Origin of the sequence: Microbacterium sp. 22296 (assembly GCF_052045385.1) — a bacterium.
Classification (GTDB): domain Bacteria; phylum Actinomycetota; class Actinomycetes; order Actinomycetales; family Microbacteriaceae; genus Microbacterium.
In genome coordinates, this window is record NZ_JBQEOS010000003.1 from 305,332 (window position 1) to 324,318 (window position 18,987).

An 18,987-nucleotide genomic window follows, 5' to 3' on the forward strand; every position below is an offset into this window, starting at 1 on the left:
AGTGGTCGTGGCGCGAGCAGCGGGCGTGCGGGCGGCGGGGGTGCGGGACGCGGAGGGGATGACGGGCTCCTTCTCGAAACGGGGTCGCCTCTCAGCGTAGACAGGATGCCGAGGGACGGACTGTTTACGGTGGAACGATGACCCTCAGCCTCAGCCGCGTCGACGCCGCCGCGCGGGACCGCGACGGTGTGATCGCCTTCCTCACCGGGAACGCCTTCCCCTTCCACGTGCGGCAGCGACTCACCGCTGCGCAGGTCGCCGCCGACATCGACGCCGGGCGCTGGGGCGATGACCGCACCGAGGCGTTCTGGATCGACGACGACGAACGCGGGCGTCTCGGCCTCGTGCGGCTGGAAGACCTCGACGACCCAACGGCGATGATCGATCTCCGTCTCGCCGAACGGTGGCGCGGCCGCGGCGTGGGCGCGGGAGTGCTCGCCCTCGCCGCAGAGCACGCGTTCCGCACGCACGCCGGTGTCGTCCGCGTCGAGGGTCACACGCGCGAAGACAACGTCGCGATGCGCCGCACCTTCGAGAAGAGCGGGTGGGTGCGCGAGGGCTGGTTCCGCGACGGCTGGCCCGTACTGGGCGGCGCGCCCATGGCCACGGTCGCGTACGCCGTGCTGCGGCGCGACGGGGCGGGCGGCGCGCCGACGCCCGTCCCGCGTGGACCCGAGGTCACTCTCTCGGGTGAACTGCGGTGCACCGACGACGAGCAGGCCGATCGCGTACGCGCGCATCTGACGGAGCATGTGACGCTGACCCGCGCCGAGCCGGGATGCGTCGCCTTCGACGTGGACCCGACCGAACGGCCCGGCGTCTGGCGGGTCCACGAACGTTTCATCGACGAAGCTGCATTCGACGCGCATCAGCGGCGCGTCGCGACGAGCCTGTGGGGCGCGGCTACAGCGGGCGTCGAACGCCGTTACACCGTCCGCGGACGCCACCAGGATGCCGCACGACTCGTCGCCGACGCCTGGGCCGCGGAGGAACGCCTGCTGGATCCGGCCGTTCGTGGTGACGCCGACGATCTGGCCGGGCTGCTCGCGAACGACTTCACCGAGATCGGTCAGTCGGGGCGCCGCTGGACCCGAGCCGACATCATCGACGCCCTCATCGCCGAGACCCCGAACTCTGGTCCACCGGTGATCGAGGAACGGGAGGGTCGCCCCCTCGGACCCGACACCGTGCTGCTGACCTACCTGTTGAGAATCGACGACCGCCGGAGCCGCCGCTCATCGGTGTGGCGCTGCGACCCCCGACCTCGCTGCGTGTTCCACCAGGGAACGACGCTGCCCGACTGACTCAGGGAGCAGCCGGGAACGCGGGGCGTGCAACGGGGGCGGATTCGGGGTTCGCCCGACGGAACGCGGCGAGGTCTCGCACGTTCTTCTGCACCGCGACGACGGCGAACAGGCTCATCGCGAACCCGATGCCGTAGAAGCCCTTCTCCGACAGCAACAGCTCGGCGTTCCAGAGACCGATCACCATCAGGGTCAGCGACACCAGCAGCATCCCCCACGCCACGCCGAGATAGGCACCCGTCACGGGGACGTCCTCCGCGCGGTCGCGCACCGCCTTCTGCACGCTGATCGCGGCGAAGAGGCCGAGGAGGAACACCGCCAGGAAGAACCCCTTCTCCGACAGCAGCATCCGCGCGTTGTACAACCCGACGAAGTACACCGAGGCGCCCAGTCCGAGCGCCACCCACGACGCTCCGACGAACGCTCCGGTCGGTCGACCGAGCACCTGCTGCTTCTGGATATCCGACATGGCCCCCACCCTTCTTCCGTCCCCGGTCGGGGACATATTCCGTGGCGGAGAACCTAGCGCTCATCGCATGCGGGTGGAGACATGTGAGCGGACCTGGCGAGGGATACCGCCTCGGGAGACACGATCCGCTTCGTCCGCCGTGCGCGAACTCCTCCGCAGCGCGGCGGCGACGATGGTTTGCTGGGCCCCATGCGACGCATCCTCATCCTCGGCGGAACGGCCTGGCTCGGCCGCGCGACAGCGGCGGCGGCGGTCGCATCCGGCGCCGACGTCGTCTGCCTCGCGCGCGGCGAGGCCGGATCGGTCGCACCGGGCGCACGACTCGTGCGCGCCGATCGACGCTCTCCGCACGCCTACGACGCCCTCGACGGCGAGTGGGACGACGTCGTCGAGCTGTCGTGGGATCCGGGGTTCGTGGCCTCCGGACTCGACGCCCTCGCCGACCGCGCGGCGCACTGGACGCTCGTCTCGAGCGTCTCGGTGTACGCCCGCTCCGACGTCCCGTTCGCCGACGAGAACGCGGAGCTCGTCGAGCCCGACGACCTCTCGCAGTACCCGGATGCCAAGGTGCACGCCGAACGCCTCACCTCGGCGCGCCTGGGCGAGCGCGCCCTCCTCGCCCGAGCGGGCCTCATCGTGGGTCCCGGCGACCCCACGGATCGTTTCGGCTACTGGCCGGCGCGTTTCGCCCGCGGGGGACGCGTGCTGACGCCGGAGACGAACGGGCGGTTCGTCCAGGGCATCGACGTCGACGACCTCGCCGCGTGGATCGAGAGGGCCGGCAGAAGGGGCGTCTCCGGGCCGATCAACGCGGTCGGCGAGGAGTACCCGATGGCTGCGGTCCTCGCGGCGGCGAAAGACGCATCCGGTGAGGACGGCGAGATGGTGCCCCTCGACGACCCCACCCTCGAAGCCGGGGGCGTGCAGCACTGGATGGGTCCGCGGTCGCTCCCGCTGTGGCTCCCCTCCGCGGCGCGGGGCTTCTCGCGACGCAGCGACGCCGCCTTCGTGGCATCCGAGGGTCGCCGGCGTCCCCTTTCCGAGACGATGCGACGCACCCTCGACGACGAACGCACGCGCGGCCTGGACCGTCCCCGACTCGCGGGTCTCACACCCGCCGAAGAGGCCGAGGTGCTCGCGGGCTCGACACGGCCATAGCGGACCCGGACTCAGCGTCCGTTGCGATCGGCGGCGGAGCGCGGCGGCGCGGAGGCCACCTCGAGCCGGTCCAGGCCGCGCAGTGACGTCCAGATCAGCTCCTCGCCCTTGGCCGCGTGCTGCGAAGCCCGCACGGCCCGCTCGTCGGCCCACGAGTTGAGCACGTGGCCGCTGTGGCCCCGGACGTGCTCGAGCACCACGTCGGGCAGCCCGGCCGCGCGGCGGGCGTCTCGCGCGGCGATCAGTGCCTCGAGGATGCCCTGGTTGGCGACGGGCCTCTTCGCGCTGGTGACCCACCCGCGACGGCGGTGGCCGTCCATCCACGACGAGTAGGTGTCGATGGCGTACTTCGAATCGGCCTGCACGACGAGCTCGCGCACGTCGGCGTGATCGGTGATCGCGTGGAGCAGGCCCAGCAGCTCACCGATGTTGTTCGTGCCGGCGGGGATCGAACCCGCCGCCCAGTGTCCGTCCTCGCCGACCCAGGCCCAGCCGGCGGGTCCGGGATTGCCCTTGCAGGCTCCGTCGGTGGCGACGACGTAACGGTCGGAGGAGGTGCGGCCGGAGGAACTGCTCATCCCTCTAGTCTCCCCTCTCGCCCGCGTCGCCCCCGCCGCGGACCCCGTTCGAGCCGGGCCGGCCAGGTCCCCCCGACCCCCTACGGGGGTGAGCGCGGGGGTGAACATCGGCGTCGGCGCGCAAGCAGGGCGAGACGGGACGCGAGAGGGGCGCTCACCCCGTGCGAATCTGGCGCGATCCGCGCCGCCGCGCGAGTCGTCCTCTCGAGAAGGTCCGCCGTCATGTCGACAGATTCCCGTCCCCGCGCCCGTCTCCGCCCCGCCGCCGTCGCCGCACTCGCGATCGCGGGCATCGCCGTCGCCGGGGCCGTGGGCTTCCTCATCTGGCTGCTGGCCGCGCCGGCCGACACGAACTCCGAGGCGACGCAGCGCCTCGTGCAGTGGCAGGAGGTGTTCGAGAAGTATCGGGCCGCCAACGGCTCCCTCCCCGACATGGCGGCCGGCGGCTACTGCCTGGGCGACGGGTTCCCGGTCGGCACCGGGGGAACCGCAAATTGCCGTGACTACGAGAGCACCACGTACTACACCCAGGATGCGAGCGCGCCGCTGATGACCGCCCTCGAGACGGTCGGCGACCTTCCGTCGGGGGCGACGACACCGGTGCGCGGCACGGTCGGGCCCTACGCGCTCTACGACGAAGCGGGGGTGCGGCTGCTCACTCCCGAGGAGGGCACGTGCGAGGCCCCCGCCGTCGAGGTGTGGACCGACGGCGGAGGCCTCTTCGTGTGTCAGATCCTGCTGGAACGCTGAGACCGTCGGCTCAATCGCGGCCGCTCTCGGCCTTCTTCTGGCCCGCCTCGAGCACATCGCCGGCGGGCAGTTCCTGGTGACCGCCGAACTGCAGGCGCATCGCCGAGAGCACCTGGTTGGCGAAGTGGTCCTCGCCGCGCGAGGCGAACCGCTCGAACAGTGACGCGGCCAGCACCGGTACGGGAACCCCCGTGTCGACCGCGGCCTTGACCGTCCAGCGTCCTTCGCCCGAGTCGGACACGCGCCCGGCGAGTCCGTCGAGCGTGGGGTTCTGCGCGAGGGCGGCGGCGGTGAGGTCGAGGAGCCACGACGAGATGACCGACCCGCGGCGCCAGAGCTCGGTCACGCGGGCGGTGTCGATGTCGAACTGGTAGTACTCGGGCTCTTCGAGGGGGGCGATCTCGGCCGAGTGCTCGCCCTGGTGAAGGCCCGCGTCGGCGTTGTTCAGAACGTTGAGCCCCTCGGCGAGCGCGGCCATGATGCCGTACTCGATGCCGTTGTGCACCATCTTCACGAAATGGCCGGCTCCGGAGGGTCCGCAGTGCAGATACCCGCGCTCCTCGGTCGTGAACTCGCCGGTGCGGCCCGGCGTGCGCTCGATCTCTCCCGGCCCGGGGGCGATCGTCCGCAGCACGGGCTCGAGGTGCGTGACGGCCTCCTCGTGACCGCCGACCATCAGGCAGTAGCCGCGCTCGAGACCGAAGACGCCGCCGCTGGTTCCGACATCGACGTAGTGGATGCCGCTGTCGTTCAGCTTCGCGGCGCGACGCACGTCGTCACGGTAGTTGGAGTTGCCGCCGTCGATGATGATGTCGCCGGGCTCGAGCACTTCGGCGACCTGGTCGACGACCTTCCCGGTGAGACCGGCGGGGATCATCAACCACACCGCGCGGGGCTTCTGCAGCTTCGAGGCGAGATCGGCGATGCTCGTCGCCCCGGTGGCGCCCTCCGCGACGAGGGCGGCCACGGCATCCTGATTCACGTCGAACACGACGCAGTCGTGACCGTCCTTCATGAGCCTGCGGACGATGTTGGCGCCCATTCGTCCGAGTCCGACCATGGCGAGTTGCATCCGTACCCCGTTCGTCGTGGATCACGGCCGCCGCACGCGGCCCCTCCGCGAGTCTAGGAGCCGACCGGGCGCCCGGGGATCGGTGCTAGCCCTGGAAATCGTCGGGATCGACGTCGTCGAGGAAGCGGCGGAACTCCTTCACGCGCTCCTCCTCGGCCGAGGCGTCGAGCTCCACCGCCTCGTCGGGCACGCCCGCCTCGGCGAGGACGTCGTCCGCCACCCAGATCGGGGCGTCGACGCGGGCGCCCAGGGCGATGGCATCCGAGGGGCGGGCATCGAACGTGCGCTGCCCCGCCGCGGTGTTCAGCACCACGCGGGCGTGGAAGGTCCCCTCGTCGAGGTGGGTGACCTCGACCCGATCGACGGACGCCGACAATTCGCCCAGCATCGCCGTCATGAGGTCGTGCGCGAGCGGACGCGGCGACGGGGTGCCCTCGATCGCGACGAGGATCGACATGGCCTCCTGCGGTCCGATCCACACGGGCAGCACCCGATCGCCGTCCGCGTCGGTGTCGACCGGCTTCAGCAGGATCACGTGCTGCTGGGCCGGGTCGAGGGCCACTCCGACCACGCGCACCCGGATCATCCGCCCATCGTACGGCGCTCCGCCGGCGGGGAGGCGGGCGAGCACATCGCGCGGACGACGTCAGCGCAGGATGCCGAGCGCCCGCGCCGCCGACACCGCCGCGGTGCGGGATGACACACCGAGCTTGGAGAACACGTGAGCGAGGTGCGACTTCACCGTCGCGTCGGTGATGTGCAGTCGACGAGCGACCTCGGCGTTGGACGCCCCGCGAGCGACCAGGCGCAGCACCTCGATCTCGCGCGCCGACAACGTCACGCGCGGTTCGCGCAGGCGCGCGAGCAGCCGACCGGCGATCGAGGGGGCCAGGGCGCTCTGGCCGGAGGCAGCCGCGCGCACGCCCGCAAGCAGTTCGTGGGGCGGGGCGTCTTTGAGGAGGTACCCGCTCGCCCCCGCCTCGACGGCCCCGAGGATGTCGCCGTCGGTGTCGTAGTTGGTCAGGACGAGCACGTACGGCGGAGCGGCCAGTGCACGCACCCGCCGGGTGGCGTCGGCTCCGGCGGCACGATCCCCGAACTGCAGGTCCATCAGCACGAGCTCGGGTGCGAGCTCATCGGCGAGAGCCACCGCCTCGTCGGGCGTGGCGGCCTCACCGACGACCTCGATGTCCGCCTCGTCATCCAGAAGCGCGCGCACACCCGCCCGCACCACCGGGTGGTCGTCGGCGATGACCACACGGATCACGGCGCACCCGCCGGTAGCGTCACCGCGATCGTCGTGCCCGCGCCGGGGGCGCTGACGACGTCGAGGTGGCCGTCGAGCTGATCGACGCGTTCGCGCATGGCGCGCAGGCCGAAGGAGTCGGTCGCGGATGCCGCCCGCTCGGCCCCGCGCGGATCGAACCCCGCCCCGTCGTCGGTGATCTCGAGACGCACCGCGTCGTCGGTGCGGTCGAGCCGGATGCCGACGCGACCGGCGCGGGCGTGCTGTGCGACGTTCGCGAGAGCGCCCTGTGCGACGCGCAGCAGAGCCGTCTGCGCGTCCATGGGCAACGACAGCTCCCGCGGGACCTCGACGGCGACCGGCACGCCCTCACGCGCACCCCAGCCCTCCGCGAGACGGTCGAGCGCCGCCCCCAGCCCGCTGTCGAGGCTCGGAGGGGCCAGCTCGCGGATGAAGCGGCGGGTCTCGGCGAGTCCGTCGGCCGCCGCGCGCCGCGCGAGGCGCACATGCCCGATGCCGGGGCCCGTGGCATTCGCCCGCTCCGCGGCGTACAACAGCATCTGGATACTCGACAGCCCCTGCGCCACGGTGTCGTGGATCTCGCGCGCCAGCCGCGCGCGTTCAGCGAGCACCCCCTGCTCGCGTTCCGCCGCGGCGAGCCGGTCGCGCGTGGCGATGAGCTCGGCCATGAGGGCCTCGCGCTCGGCCGCACGGCGCTCGAGCGCCGCGTAGCCCAGGCCGATCAGCAGGGCGACGCCGGCGCCCACGACGGGCCCCACGACCCCGCCGACGGTCAGGCCGCCGTGCACGGCGAACGCCGCGATCGTGAGAGCCGTGGTCGCCACCACCGCGACGGGCCCGGCCGCCCCGGGGAGCAGGTGCAGGTAGAGGAAGAACAGCGGGAAGACGAGGTAGGCCGCCTCGGGAACGAGCCACACGAGGGCCGCCCACACGACGGTGAGCGCCGCGAGCCACACGATTCCGGCGCCGGAGCGGCCCGTGCGCGAGATCGCGATGCCGGAGAGGTAGAGGACGCCGAGTGCTCCCGCCAGCACCAGGGCGATGACGGGCGCGCTCGTCAGGAGCACCCGCACGACGACCAGCGCGAGCAGTCCGCCGAACAGCACGTGCAGACCGGCGCGCAGACCCGCGAAGACGGGGGCGAGGGTGCGATGGGGCATATCGGAGTCCAGGCTACGGATGCCGGGGCCCCGGCGGATCATCCGAAAGGTGGAGAGCGAGTTCGCCCGGGCCGCCGATGACCCCGCACCCCGTCGCGGGGAGGGTGGGAGGACACCGGCGAGATCCGCCGGCGGAAGGAGGCGACGTGTACGTCGCATGGCGCGATCTGCGGTTCGCCCGCGGGCGATTCGCCCTCATCGGGGCGGTCGTCGCCCTCATCACCCTGCTCGTCGGCTTCCTCTCGGGACTCACCGGGGGCCTGGCCGCACAGAACGTCTCGGCGGTGCTGGCCCTGCCCGGCGATCGTCTGGTGCTGCAGCCGGTCGGTGATGCGGCGGCGACGTTCGCCGACTCGGCGATCGACGACGCCACGGTCACCGCGTGGCGCGAGGCACCGGGGGTCGAGCGCGTCACGGCGATCGGCATCCGGCAGACCCGTGCCGAGGGCCCGAGCGGTACGGGCGGGGTTGCGCTGTTCGGTCTCGACGAGGGAACGACCTTCCCGGCCCCGCCTCGCGACGACGAGATGGTCCTCTCGTCCGGTGCGGCGACGGTGCTGAACGCCTCGGTCGGAGAGAGGGTCACGGTCGCGGGCTCCCCCTACACCGTGTCGGCCGTGGGCGCGGACCTCTCCTACAGCCACACCCCGGTCGTCTCCCTCACCCCGGCGGCGTGGCGCGCGCTCGACGAACGCCTCGGCGGCTCGGGCACCGCGACGGTGCTGGCGGTGTCGGGGGCCCCCGCGTGGGACGTCGTCGCCGCGGACACCGGCACGATCGCATCCACCCCGCTCTCGAGCCTGACGGCACTGCCCACCTTCCGCTCCGAGATCGGATCTCTGGCCCTGATGATCGCGATGCTCTTCGGTGTCTCGGCGCTCGTCGTCGGCGCCTTCTTCACCGTCTGGACCATGCAGCGGGCCGGTGACATCGCGGTGCTGAAGGCCCTCGGGGCGAGCACCGCGGCACTCGTCCGCGACGCGCTCGGGCAGGCCCTCGTCGTGCTCGTGCTGGGCGTCGGGGTGGGCATCGGACTCACCGCGGCCCTCGGGGCGTTCGCGGGCGGAGCGCTGCCGTTCGTCCTCAGCCCGCTCACGACCCTCGCCCCCGCGGTCGTCATGATCGCGCTGGGCCTGATCGGTGCGGCCGTGTCGCTGCGCACCGTCACGACCTCCGACCCCCTCACAGCCCTCGGGAGCACACGATGATCCTTCTCGACGACGTCACCCTCACCTACCCCGACGGCGACGCGCGCGTCAGCGCGGTCGACCACGTCACCCTCGAGGGCCGACCGGGCGTCCTCACCGGCATCACCGGGCCCTCGGGCTCCGGCAAGTCGAGCCTGCTCGCCCTCGCCGCCACCCTGGTACGCCCGGACTCCGGTCGCGTCGTCGTCGACGGTGTGGATGCCACCGACCTCCGCGCCGGCGAGCGCACGGCCCTCCGCAGCGAGCGCATCGGCATCGTGTTCCAACAACCGCAGCTCCTGCCCGCCCTCACCGTTCGCGAGCAACTGCGCGTGATGGCCGAGCTCGGCGGGCGGGGTCGCCGCGAGCGGCGCGCGGCGGTGCGCGGACGCGTCGACGAGCTGCTGCTCGCCGTGGGGCTCGACGCCCACGGCGATCGCCGACCCGCCCAGCTGTCGGGCGGGCAACGCCAGCGCGTCGCCATCGCCCGCGCGCTCGTGCACGAGCCAAGGGTTCTTCTGGTCGACGAACCGACGAGCGCCCTGGACAGCGCCCGGGGCGGCGAGATCATGGCAGTGCTGTCGCGCCTGACGCGCGAGCGGCAGACGGCGACTCTGCTCGTCACGCATGACCTCGTGCACGCGGGGACGCTCGACGAGACGATGGAGGTCGTCGACGGGCGGGCCCGCCGCGTCGCCGCGTCGGTCTGAAGCCGACGCGTCAGGGGGCGTCACCAGCCGTAGCTGTTGAACCATTCCCGGCGCCGGTCGGCCTCCTCGCGCGTCTCGTCGCCACGCCACGAGTCGTGCGGGGCGAGCACCCCGTTTACAGGCGTCACGAACGCCCAGCAGACGGGGCAGAGCGCGCGCCCCCCGGGGAATCCGTCGGCGAGTGTCGGCGCGGCCTCGGCGGGCGTCCCGGCCCCGGTGCATTCCGGTGGGTCGGCCTGCAGCTCGCTCCACAGCAGACGCCCACCCGTGCGATGGTGCAGGCCTCGATGGCCGTCCTCACGTGTGCAGATCTCGCCGTTTCTTCGGCTGAGGCACAGTCTCCGAGCGGCGCCCGGAAGAGCCGCCAGCGTTCTCGTCATCCTTCGATTGTCTCCGCGGAGAGCGCAGCGGGGGCAGCGCCGGGATCCGAACAGGGCGGTGGGGTCCGGTGGGGAAAGGTTGGGTGGTCATCTCCGACCACCCCGGGTGCGACTGTTGTGCATGTCGACCTCCTGATGCACCGACCATCCCTCGCCGCGGGGCGGAAGCCGAGGGGGTTGACACGGCGGAGGACAGTGCTACCCATACCCCATGGGGGTATCCTGGATCCATGCACGGGTATGAGGGCAATAAAGACGACCTCCTCAAGCGCCTACGTCGCGCGGAGGGACAGGTGCGCGGCATCGCGCGCATGGTCGACGACGATCAGTACTGCATCGACATCCTCACCCAGGTGTCCGCGGTGACGAAGGCTCTCGAGAACGTCGCCCTCTCGCTCCTCGACGACCACCTCTCGCACTGCGTCGCCGAGGCGGCCGCCCAGGGCGGGCCCGTCGCCGAAGAGAAACTGAAAGAAGCCAACCAGGCCATCGCCCGGCTGGTCCGTTCGTGAAGGAGACTCCCATGACCGAGCAGCGCATCGACCTCGGCCTGACCGCCACCCCCTCCCCGTCCGGCGGATGCGGCGACGGGTGCGGGTGCGGCGCCGGAAGCGCGGCGTCATCCACCCCCACGCCCCAGACCGCGACGAGCGAGCTCCGCGTCGAGGGCATGACGTGCGCCCACTGCGTACGCGCGGTCACCGAGGAGCTCACTGCGCTCGACGGAGTCGACGTCGTCGATGTCGATCTGCACGAAGGAGGCGTCTCGCTCGTGCGCATCGCGCGCGCCGCAGACGTGAGCGACGACGCCCTCGCGGCGGCGATCGACGAGGCGGGCTACACCCTCGCGCGCTGAGCGACGGCGCTCGGCGACAGCCCCGGGCGACAGCACTTTGGGGCGGCCTTGAGCGACCGCGCTGAGGGGCGGCCTTGAAGGACCGCGCACCGAGGCGAGCACGCGCGGCACGACGATTCGGCGCCTCGCGCCCACGTTCGCCGAGGCGGAGGCGCGCCCGCGCAGGGAACGACCGGATGTCGGGGGAAGCCCCCGTCAGAGCACGCGGCGAACGAGCACGTCGACGGCGGCGTGGAAGGTGACGTGTTGCGACACCTCGACCGCGCGGTCGTACCGCGCTCCCCCGAGGGCGACGAACACCGCGCCGACGACCTCGACGTACCCGACGATGTACCCCCCGCGGCTGACCTCGTAGAGGTCGAGGTCGATACGCGTCCAGGGGATCTCCGTCGACGCGTCGATCGACCCCGTCGGGGCGAGGTCGGCGGCGATCGGGCGCGATGTCTTCGACGAACCCCGGCGGCTGAGTGGCGCTTCCATGACCATGCGAGAACTCCTTCGGTCGTCCGGGGTGTTCTCAGAATGGAGCGTCGAGCCGCCACGAGTTCCGGGGTTGACGGATTCCCGCCTCGGCGTTAGCCGTGCCCTACCCGGTTGATCGGACCGGCCGGCCGCGGCGCGGGCGGTCCTCGGACAACGCGAACGGGGTCGCCCTAAGGAGACTCCGGACTCGCCTGATGTGACGTGCGCGCACACCGAAAACAATGAAGAACCATCTCGTGCGTTAGCGAGAAGCAGTAGTCTCTGCCACACCCCCAAGCCTGAGCCAGTTCCTCCATTGCAAAAAGTTGCTACCGAGACCGCGCGCTCCAGAGGATCTGCTGGACGGCTCTCAACGCGCTGCGGATTGACGCGCCGCCATCAACTGTCGAATCAATCTCATAAGCCATCTCAACCCAGGATTGAAGGGAAGCGCGATCGCCGACGACGACCTGGCCCATGAGAGAGAAAATAATATCGTCATACTCGTCGCAGATCTCCGGCACGAGGGGGCCAACGCCGGCCAAATCCAGCTGGCCTAGGATAGCCCTCGATCTCGCGATTGCTTTCGCCAGATCGTTCGTCCAACTATCGACATCAGCACCCTCACTCCAAACCCTTCCCAGCCTGCGCATCAAACACGTTGCTCGCCGCCGCGATAACCACGAGCTTCCGCTGATTCCATTCAATGCGCTGACCAGCGTATAAATATCTGCTTCGGGTACCATCGGACGAGGGAGGCAATATAGGAGAAGTCGGGCGAATGTGAATCTTACAATCACCACATCTTCTGATCGATCCACAACGACCCGATTTGCTGATGTCGCCACTATGAGATGCCTTCCCGCACTTGGCAGAGCAGAGATACTTCAACGAGCGTAACGGGACCATCTCGACCTGGATGTGGCATAAACAGACGTCACAGCGCGGCTTCTGTTTCCTACCGTCACGGTTGAGGTTCGTCCAACGAGCTTGGTAGAAAGACCATATCTTCCGACTGAGCCACGCTGAATAATCGTAGACTTGCTCGCGATAGTCCTCACCATTCTGGTGGCGCTGACGCCCCTGATTACCATCTGTTCGGTCGCGTGCATAGAAACCGACCGAATCATCCCAGAACTAACTACCCGAACCGCGGCTGCGACAACGGGGCGTGCAGCGAGAGCAATGCCGAAACGGACGCCCAGAGTCGCTGCGCGTAATCCCAGTCCGGCAACCGTACCGACTCCGGGAACGAACATAAGCGCGACGGACGCGACATCCAGCACCGCAAGCCAGTCGACCTCGAACTTTCCCGTTAGGTCGTTCTTGCCGATGGGGTCGGTGGGCCAGACGTAGTCGTTGTCGACGCCGCCCTCGGCCGGGTCGACCTGCAGGAACCGACCCAACGCCGGAACGTACAAACGGGCGCCCATCTCGATCACCAGCGCCGACTCCAACGCCTCGGTCAGCTTCTGCGCCCCCTGATGCCAGCCCGTCGTGCCGTTCACCGACCCGGACTCATTCGCCGCGCCCGCCCCCAACGCCAACGTCGACATGTCCAATGGCTGACCGAACGGGTCGTACAGCTGCACAGCCGACGACGACGAACCATCCCCCGTGGTCAACGTGTGACCCTGCAGCGACGGGTACGACCAGGTCGCCGCCCCCGACGCGGGGACGTCGACCGTCACCCCACCCGGAAGCGACAAGAACACCACTGGCGCGGCATCCCCCGTCACCACCGCCCACGGGCTGTCACTCGCGCCGGCATAGATGTACCGCGTCGTCACCTTCGGAGCATCCCCCACCGGATCCACCGACCGCGACACCACACGACCCAACGCGTCCCGCACCAGCGACACCTTCGACCCCGCGTACGTCCGCGTCCCGATGTGGCGGTTATCGGCGTCGTAGGAGAACATCAGGTCCGACAACCGCGCACGTCGTAACCTCCCGTCCATGATGGCCACGAACGAACGACGACGAATCGCGAATCTTCGAACCACCTCTTTCCATCAAGAGGAGATGTAAGCAGATGGGTTTGACGTCCCCACCAATGACCTCGACGTCTTACACGCACGAATCCGTAGTCGGCGGCATGACTGATATGGGCGATTGCCCAGTCAGAACGGTCTTCGAATGGAGCGTCATCTAAAGAGTCCGCCTCCCAGTGCGCTCCCTCAAACTCTAAGTACAGAGAAACTGTGGTGTCGGTGAGTCGCACGGTCGGGGCGTTCTGATCGTACGGACGTATCAACACTTGTCCACGACCGACCCACTCAGGCGGTACGACGAACGAGACACTCGCGCGCCTACCTGCCGCGGTGACTGTCGTCGAAACGATGTGCGCAAGGAGATCATCGGGGTCCACGCAAGCTCCTCCCCTTCGTCCGTGGACGGGAGCGCCGGGGCATCCTCGGCGGTGGCGACCGGGGCATCGACCGAGGGGGTCGCCGCGCGGGCGGCGTCTGCCGGCACGCCCACGCCGATGAGGAGGGCGATCGTCGCGACGATCGACACGAGCGAGAGACGAGGATGAGAAGGCACGGGCAACCCCCGGAAGGCCGCCGGCGTGGCGGTCGACGTCGCCTGGATTCGGGCAACGCTGATCGTGCGCATAGCGTTCGTCCAGGAATCGCCGATCCCCCGGAATGACGCGGATCGCGCCAGCCGAATTCACCCGCGACTCATCCCGATCCGGGTCCCCGACCCTCGCTCGTCAGTCGACCACCGCCGGGTCCGTCGTCGGCAGCGCGCAGGTCAAGGCGCGGCGGCCGTCACGATCGATCGCGCTCGGCCCACACGACGGCACCGCCGGAGCGGCCGACGCCAGGTCGCCCACCACCGCGAGCGGGATCTAACCGAGGGAACGGGCGGGCCTACCTCGGCGAGGCCGGTCCTCGGACAGGTCGAACGCGGTCGCCCCGGCGGCGAGCACCGCCACCTCGTCGAGCCATCGCAGATCGGCCGCGAGCCGCGCGCGCCGGGCCGCGCGCACGATCGCCGCGGGCACGGCATCCGCGTCCCTTTCCTCCGACTCAGTCTCGGCCTCGGCCTCGGCCTCGGCGAGCGCCGCGCGGACGGCCGCGCGCTGGGCGAACAGGATGCCACCGATGTCGGCACCCGGCAGCGTCACCGCCAGGGCGACCTTCAACGCCACGTCGTCGCGCCCCTCCGCGAGCGAGGCTGTGGACAGCCACGTGCGAACCTCGTTGCGTCCCGCCTCGGTGGGCTCCCACAGCACGCGCGCCTCGTCGTCGATGCCGGCGCCGGTCACCAGTCCGTCGCGCTCGAGCCGCTCGAGCGTCGTGTACACCTGCCCGACGTTGACCCGCGCGCCCGTGCGCCGCTCGTATTCGGCGCGCAGTTGGGAGCCGTAGCAGGCGCCGCGATCGAGGATCGCGAGCAGGCTCAGACGGACGGACACAGGCGGCTCCAGGCGGGTCAGAAATGACTTGCCGAGTATATCGTTCGACGCCGAGCCATCCCCCGACGCGCCGAACAGCTGCGGCGTAACATGTGGTCTGACCACACATTCCGGTTCGATCGGAGGCTCCCGATGGAGTGGCTCGACCCCCTGGCTCTCGCCCGCTGGCAGTTCGGGTTGACGACGCTGTACCACTTCCTGTTCGTGCCGCTGACGCTCGGGATGTCGCTCATCGTGGCGATCTTCCAGACCGTCTGGTACCGCACGGGTGACGTGCGATGGCTGCACCTGACGCGCTTCTTCGGGAAGATCTTCCTCATCAACTTCGCCATGGGCGTCGTGACCGGCATCGTGCAGGAGTTCCAGTTCGGCATGAACTGGTCGGCCTACTCGCGGTTCGTCGGCGACGTGTTCGGTGCGCCCCTCGCCTTCGAGGGCCTGCTCGCGTTCTTCCTCGAGGCGACCTTCATCGGCCTGTGGATCTTCGGGTGGGACAAGCTCCCGCGCCTCGCGCACCTCGCGAGCATCTGGATGGCGTCGATCGGCGCAACACTGTCGGCGTACTTCATCATCGCCGCGAACGCATTCATGCAGAACCCGGTGGGCTACCAGATGTCGACCGAGGGCCACCGCGCCGAACTCGTCGACTTCTGGGCCCTGCTGACCAATCCCGTCGCCCTCGCCGCCTTCCCCCACACGATCTTCGCGGGCTGGATGTTCGCCGCGATGGTGGTCGTCGCCGTCTCCGCCTGGCACATGGCCCGGGGCCGCAACACCGACATGATGCGCAAGACGCTCCGCTTCGGCCTGTGGGGCACGCTCGTGTCGTTCGTGCTCGTCGCGATCGTCGGCGACCAGCTGAGCCTGGTGATGGTGGCGACCCAGCCGATGAAGATGGCGGCCGCCGAGGCGACCTTCAACACCGTGTGCGGACAGGACGCCTCGTTCTCGATCTTCACCCTCGGCACCCCCGACGGAACCAGCGAGCTGTTCTCGATCCGCGTGCCGTTCCTGCTCAGCATCCTGTCGACGCACTCGCTCGACGGCTGCGTCGAGGGCATCAACGACCTCAACACCCTCTACAGCCAGGAGATGTTCCCGCAGTTCGCCGACCAGGTCGACGGCAACTTCGCCCCCGTCCTCTGGGTCACCTACTGGGCGTTCCGCTGGATGATCGCCCTCGGCGGCATCGCCGCTCTCGTCAGCGTCGTGGGCCTGTGGGTCACGCGCAAGAACGCCAAGCGCCCCGTCGCCGGCTGGATGTGGCGCGTCGCGATCTGGGCCGCTCCCCTGCCGATGCTCGCGAGCCTCGTCGGCTGGGTCTTCACCGAGATGGGCCGGCAGCCGTGGATCGTCTTCGGCCTCATGCTCACCGAGGACGGCGTCTCGCCCAGCGTCCCGGGCTGGAGCGTGCTGATCTCGCTCGTGGCGTTCACCCTCGTGTACGCCAGCCTGGCTGTCGTGGAATTCGGACTCATCAAGAAGTACGCGCAGAAGGGCCCCGACCCGCTGCCGGATCCGGATGCCGAGCACGACGACTCCATCGAGAACACCCCGACCACGGTCTACTAGGAGCACACCATGGATCTCGCGTACCTCTGGTTCTGGATCGTCGCGTTCCTCTTCGTCGGCTACTTCGTGCTCGACGGGTTCGACTTCGGTGTGGGGATGTCGATCCCCTTCCTCGGCAAGGACGACATCGCCCGCCGGCAGATCATCAACACGATCGGTCCGGTGTGGGACCTCAACGAGACGTGGGTCATCGTCGCCGGTGCCGCCCTGTTCGCGTCGTTCCCCGAGTGGTACGCGACGCTCTTCAGCGGGTTCTACCTGCCCCTGCTGGCGATCCTGCTCGCGCTCATCGCCCGCGGCGTCTCGTTCGAGTACCGCCACCAGCGCGACTCGCTCGCCTGGAAGCGGGGCTTCGACCGCATGATCTTCTTCGGCTCGGCGGCACCCGCCTTCCTCTGGGGCGTCGCGTTCGCCAACATCGTGCAGGGCGTTCCCCTGGATGCCGACCACGAGTACGCCGGCACGGTGCTCACGCTGCTGAACCCCTACGGCATCCTGGGCGGGCTGACGACGCTCACGCTGTTCTTCCTCCACGGGCTGTACTTCGTCGCGCTGAAGACCGACGGGCAGGTGCGCGCCGACGCCCGGCGCCTCGCGGGTCGCGCCGGTCTGATCACGATCGCCCTCGCGGCCGTGTTCCTCGGATGGACGATCGCCCAGGCCACGCAGGCCCCGCTGTTCCTCGGCGTCGTGGCGCTGTCGGGCATCGCCGCACTGACCCTCATCGGCTCGTGCGTCGCGAACTCCCGCGACCGGGAGGGCACCGCCTTCACCCTCGGCGCCGTCACGATCGTGACGGCGGTGGCGGCATTGTTCTTCGCGCTCTTCCCCAACGTCATGCCCTCGACCCTGGCCGGGGGCGCGAGCCTCACGATCGACAACGCCTCGAGCACCGACTACACCCTGACCATCATGAGCTGGGCCGCGCTGATCTTCCTCCCGCTGATCCTCGCCTACCAGGGATGGACGTACTGGGTGTTCCGCAAGCGCGTCACCCGCGCCCGGATCGAGAAGGCCGCGCTCGTCGCGCACTGATCCCATGAAACCCGTCGACCCGCGGCTGCTCCGCTACGCCACCGCCTCCCGCGGCTTCTTCGCGGTGAGCGCGGCGATCGTCCTCGCCCAGACGGGCGCGATCGTCGGCTTCGCGTGGGCGCTCACGAGCGCGCTGGTGGGCGCGATCCAGGGGCAGCCGGTCGGCGAGCTGTGGGGCCACCTCGGGGCCGCGGCATCCTTCGCCCTGCTCAGGGGGCTGCTGATCGCCGCCTCCGAGCGCACCTCGGCTCGCGGGGCGACGGCGGCCTCGGCGCAGTTGCGCGAGGCCCTGGTCGCCGCGGTGGGTCGTCTCGGTCCGCGCTGGCTCGGCGAGCGCAACGCCGCCGCCCTCTCGGTGACCGCCGGCCACGGCCTCGAGGCGCTCGACGCGTACTTCGGCCGCTACCTCCCGCAGCTGGTCGCCACCGCGATCACGACGCCGATCCTCATCGGCGCGATGACCCTCGCCGACCCGCTCTCGGGTCTGACGGTGGTGCTCACCATCCCGCTCATCCCGCTCTTCATGGTGCTGATCGGCCTGGCCACGCAGGGCGTGCAGCAGAAGCAGTACCGCACGCTGGGCCGGCTCGCGGCGCGCTTCGCCGACACCGTCGACGGGCTGGGGACGCTGAAGGCCTTCGGCCGGCAGCACCGCGCGGCCGCCTCCATCGAGACGGTCACCCGCGACTACAAGCGCGAGACGATGACCGTGCTGCGCGTGTCGTTCCTCTCGGGCTTCGCGCTGGAGTTCCTGGCATCCATCTCGGTCGCCATCATCGCCGTGACGATCGGGTTCCGCCTGCTCGCCGGGGATCTCTCGCTGCTCGTCGGGCTCTTCGTGCTGCTCCTCGCCCCCGAGGCGTATCTGCCGCTGCGGCAGGTGGGCGTGCAGTTCCACGCCGCGAGCGAGGGGGTGGCCGCGACGGAGGAGATCTTCGACGCGCTGGACGCGGCTCGCACGAGCACCGAACCGGATGCCGGGGCCCCCGCCGGCGGATCGACACTGACGCTCGACCGGGTACGCGTTCGGCGCGAGGGGCACGTGCTGCCGGAGGTGTCGCTGTCGGTCGGTCCGGGCGAGATCGTGCTGGTGACCGGCCCGAGCGGCGTCGGCAAGTCGTCGCTGCTGGCTGCGGTGCTGGGTTTCGCGCCGTACGACGGAGCGATGCGCATCGACGGCGCCCCGGTTCCGCACGCGCGCGGCTCGATCGCCTGGGCGGGCCAGCGGGCCGGGCTGGTGACAGGATCGGTGGCCGACAATGTCTCTCTCGGCTCCGCGCCCGATCCCCGGCGCATCGCCGCGGCGCTGGCCGACGCGGGGGCGGCGGACCTCGACCCCGCCACGGCGCTGGGCGCTGCCGGCGCGGGACTCTCGGGCGGTGAGTCCCAGCGCGTCGCCGTCGCGCGGGCGCTGTACCGCGCGCGGACCGGGGGCGTGTCCGTGCTCGTGCTCGACGAGCCCTCGAGCGCCTTGGATGCCGCGACCGAGGCTCACCTGTGGGCGACCCTCCGCCGTGAGGCCGACGCTGGCCGCGGGGTGCTGCTGGTGTCGCACCGCCCCTCCGCCCGTGCGATCGCCGACCGCGTCGTCGAGCTGCGC

Annotated in this window: 19 protein-coding genes and 1 pseudogene; 10 read left to right on the plus strand and 10 right to left on the minus strand. The window is 70.3% G+C overall.

Annotated features, from left to right (window positions below):
* The first annotated feature begins 137 nt into the window (after positions 1-137).
* Positions 138-1,304 (plus strand): GNAT family N-acetyltransferase, encoded by a 1,167-nt coding sequence (locus tag ACTJJP_RS07830; protein WP_440774457.1) that lies wholly within the window; start codon positions 138-140, stop codon positions 1,302-1,304.
* A gap of 1 nt (position 1,305) precedes the next feature.
* On the opposite strand, the gene yiaA is transcribed toward ACTJJP_RS07830, so the two are convergent.
* Positions 1,306-1,773: an inner membrane protein YiaA gene (yiaA, locus tag ACTJJP_RS07835; protein WP_440774458.1), complete on the minus strand. Its 468-nt coding sequence runs from the start codon at positions 1,771-1,773 to the stop codon at positions 1,306-1,308.
* Between the two features lie 189 nt (positions 1,774-1,962).
* Between yiaA and ACTJJP_RS07840 the strand changes: the two genes are divergently transcribed.
* Complete coding sequence (locus tag ACTJJP_RS07840) at positions 1,963-2,931, plus strand: NAD-dependent epimerase/dehydratase family protein (protein ID WP_440774459.1); 969 nt, start codon at positions 1,963-1,965, stop codon at positions 2,929-2,931.
* Positions 2,932-2,942: 11 nt separating this feature from the next.
* On the opposite strand, the gene ACTJJP_RS07845 is transcribed toward ACTJJP_RS07840, so the two are convergent.
* Entirely contained in the window at positions 2,943-3,509 is a 567-nt protein-coding gene (locus tag ACTJJP_RS07845) for a ribonuclease H family protein (RefSeq protein ID WP_440774460.1), read from the minus strand.
* 222 nt (positions 3,510-3,731) lie between these two features.
* On the opposite strand from ACTJJP_RS07845, the gene ACTJJP_RS07850 reads away from it, so the two are divergent.
* Positions 3,732-4,259: a hypothetical protein gene (locus ACTJJP_RS07850; RefSeq protein WP_440774461.1), complete on the plus strand. Its 528-nt coding sequence runs from the start codon at positions 3,732-3,734 to the stop codon at positions 4,257-4,259.
* A 10-nt stretch (positions 4,260-4,269) separates the two neighbouring features.
* Here the strand turns inward: ACTJJP_RS07850 and gnd are convergent, their stop codons facing one another.
* The 4 genes from gnd to ACTJJP_RS07870 all read right to left on the minus strand — a co-directional run bounded on the left by gnd (position 4,270) and on the right by ACTJJP_RS07870 (position 7,758).
* Positions 4,270-5,331 (minus strand): phosphogluconate dehydrogenase (NAD(+)-dependent, decarboxylating), encoded by a 1,062-nt coding sequence (gene gnd, locus ACTJJP_RS07855; protein ID WP_440774462.1) that lies wholly within the window; start codon positions 5,329-5,331, stop codon positions 4,270-4,272.
* 85 nt (positions 5,332-5,416) lie between these two features.
* Positions 5,417-5,917, minus strand: coding sequence for a bifunctional nuclease family protein (locus ACTJJP_RS07860; RefSeq protein ID WP_440774463.1), 501 nt, complete (start codon positions 5,915-5,917; stop codon positions 5,417-5,419).
* Between the two features lie 60 nt (positions 5,918-5,977).
* Complete coding sequence (locus ACTJJP_RS07865) at positions 5,978-6,598, minus strand: response regulator (RefSeq protein ID WP_440774464.1); 621 nt, start codon at positions 6,596-6,598, stop codon at positions 5,978-5,980.
* Positions 6,595-7,758, minus strand: coding sequence for a sensor histidine kinase (locus ACTJJP_RS07870; protein ID WP_440774465.1), 1,164 nt, complete (start codon positions 7,756-7,758; stop codon positions 6,595-6,597). Before ACTJJP_RS07870 ends, ACTJJP_RS07865 begins: the two co-directional genes overlap by 4 nt.
* A 146-nt stretch (positions 7,759-7,904) precedes the next feature.
* Between ACTJJP_RS07870 and ACTJJP_RS07875 the strand changes: the two genes are divergently transcribed.
* Together ACTJJP_RS07875 and ACTJJP_RS07880 are read left to right on the plus strand one after the other, a co-directional pair.
* Complete coding sequence (locus tag ACTJJP_RS07875) at positions 7,905-8,966, plus strand: FtsX-like permease family protein (RefSeq protein ID WP_440774466.1); 1,062 nt, start codon at positions 7,905-7,907, stop codon at positions 8,964-8,966.
* Positions 8,963-9,655, plus strand: coding sequence for an ABC transporter ATP-binding protein (locus ACTJJP_RS07880; protein WP_440774467.1), 693 nt, complete (start codon positions 8,963-8,965; stop codon positions 9,653-9,655). Before ACTJJP_RS07875 ends, ACTJJP_RS07880 begins: the two co-directional genes overlap by 4 nt.
* Positions 9,656-9,675: 20 nt before the next feature.
* On the opposite strand, the gene ACTJJP_RS07885 is transcribed toward ACTJJP_RS07880, so the two are convergent.
* Complete coding sequence (locus ACTJJP_RS07885; RefSeq protein ID WP_440774468.1) at positions 9,676-10,035, minus strand: hypothetical protein; 360 nt, start codon at positions 10,033-10,035, stop codon at positions 9,676-9,678.
* A 230-nt stretch (positions 10,036-10,265) separates the two neighbouring features.
* Here ACTJJP_RS07885 and ACTJJP_RS07890 point away from each other — a divergent pair, with 230 nt between their 5' ends.
* Positions 10,266-10,547, plus strand: a complete 282-nt coding sequence (locus ACTJJP_RS07890) for a metal-sensitive transcriptional regulator (protein WP_055956168.1) — start codon at positions 10,266-10,268, stop codon at positions 10,545-10,547.
* An 11-nt stretch (positions 10,548-10,558) separates the two neighbouring features.
* A complete protein-coding gene (locus tag ACTJJP_RS07895; RefSeq protein ID WP_440774469.1) occupies positions 10,559-10,891 on the plus strand; it encodes a heavy-metal-associated domain-containing protein in 333 nt (110 codons plus the stop codon).
* Positions 10,892-11,086: 195 nt separating this feature from the next.
* Here ACTJJP_RS07895 and ACTJJP_RS07900 read toward each other — a convergent pair whose 3' ends face one another.
* The 3 genes from ACTJJP_RS07900 to ACTJJP_RS07910 form a co-directional block, all read right to left on the minus strand.
* Positions 11,087-11,377: a hypothetical protein gene (locus ACTJJP_RS07900; protein WP_440774470.1), complete on the minus strand. Its 291-nt coding sequence runs from the start codon at positions 11,375-11,377 to the stop codon at positions 11,087-11,089.
* An 863-nt stretch (positions 11,378-12,240) separates the two neighbouring features.
* Positions 12,241-13,323 (minus strand): hypothetical protein, encoded by a 1,083-nt coding sequence (locus ACTJJP_RS07905; RefSeq protein ID WP_440774471.1) that lies wholly within the window; start codon positions 13,321-13,323, stop codon positions 12,241-12,243.
* A gap of 887 nt (positions 13,324-14,210) precedes the next feature.
* Complete coding sequence (locus ACTJJP_RS07910) at positions 14,211-14,780, minus strand: PadR family transcriptional regulator (RefSeq protein ID WP_440774472.1); 570 nt, start codon at positions 14,778-14,780, stop codon at positions 14,211-14,213.
* A gap of 132 nt (positions 14,781-14,912) precedes the next feature.
* On the opposite strand from ACTJJP_RS07910, the gene ACTJJP_RS07915 reads away from it, so the two are divergent.
* The 3 genes and pseudogenes from ACTJJP_RS07915 to cydD form a co-directional block, all read left to right on the plus strand.
* A complete protein-coding gene (locus ACTJJP_RS07915) occupies positions 14,913-16,352 on the plus strand; it encodes a cytochrome ubiquinol oxidase subunit I (RefSeq protein WP_440774473.1) in 1,440 nt (479 codons plus the stop codon).
* 9 nt (positions 16,353-16,361) lie between these two features.
* Entirely contained in the window at positions 16,362-17,387 is a 1,026-nt protein-coding gene (gene cydB, locus ACTJJP_RS07920) for a cytochrome d ubiquinol oxidase subunit II (RefSeq protein WP_440774474.1), read from the plus strand.
* Between the two features lie 4 nt (positions 17,388-17,391).
* Positions 17,392-18,924, plus strand: a pseudogene (gene cydD, locus ACTJJP_RS07925) (thiol reductant ABC exporter subunit CydD); the annotation flags it as partial.
* Between the last annotated feature and the right edge of the window lie 63 nt (positions 18,925-18,987).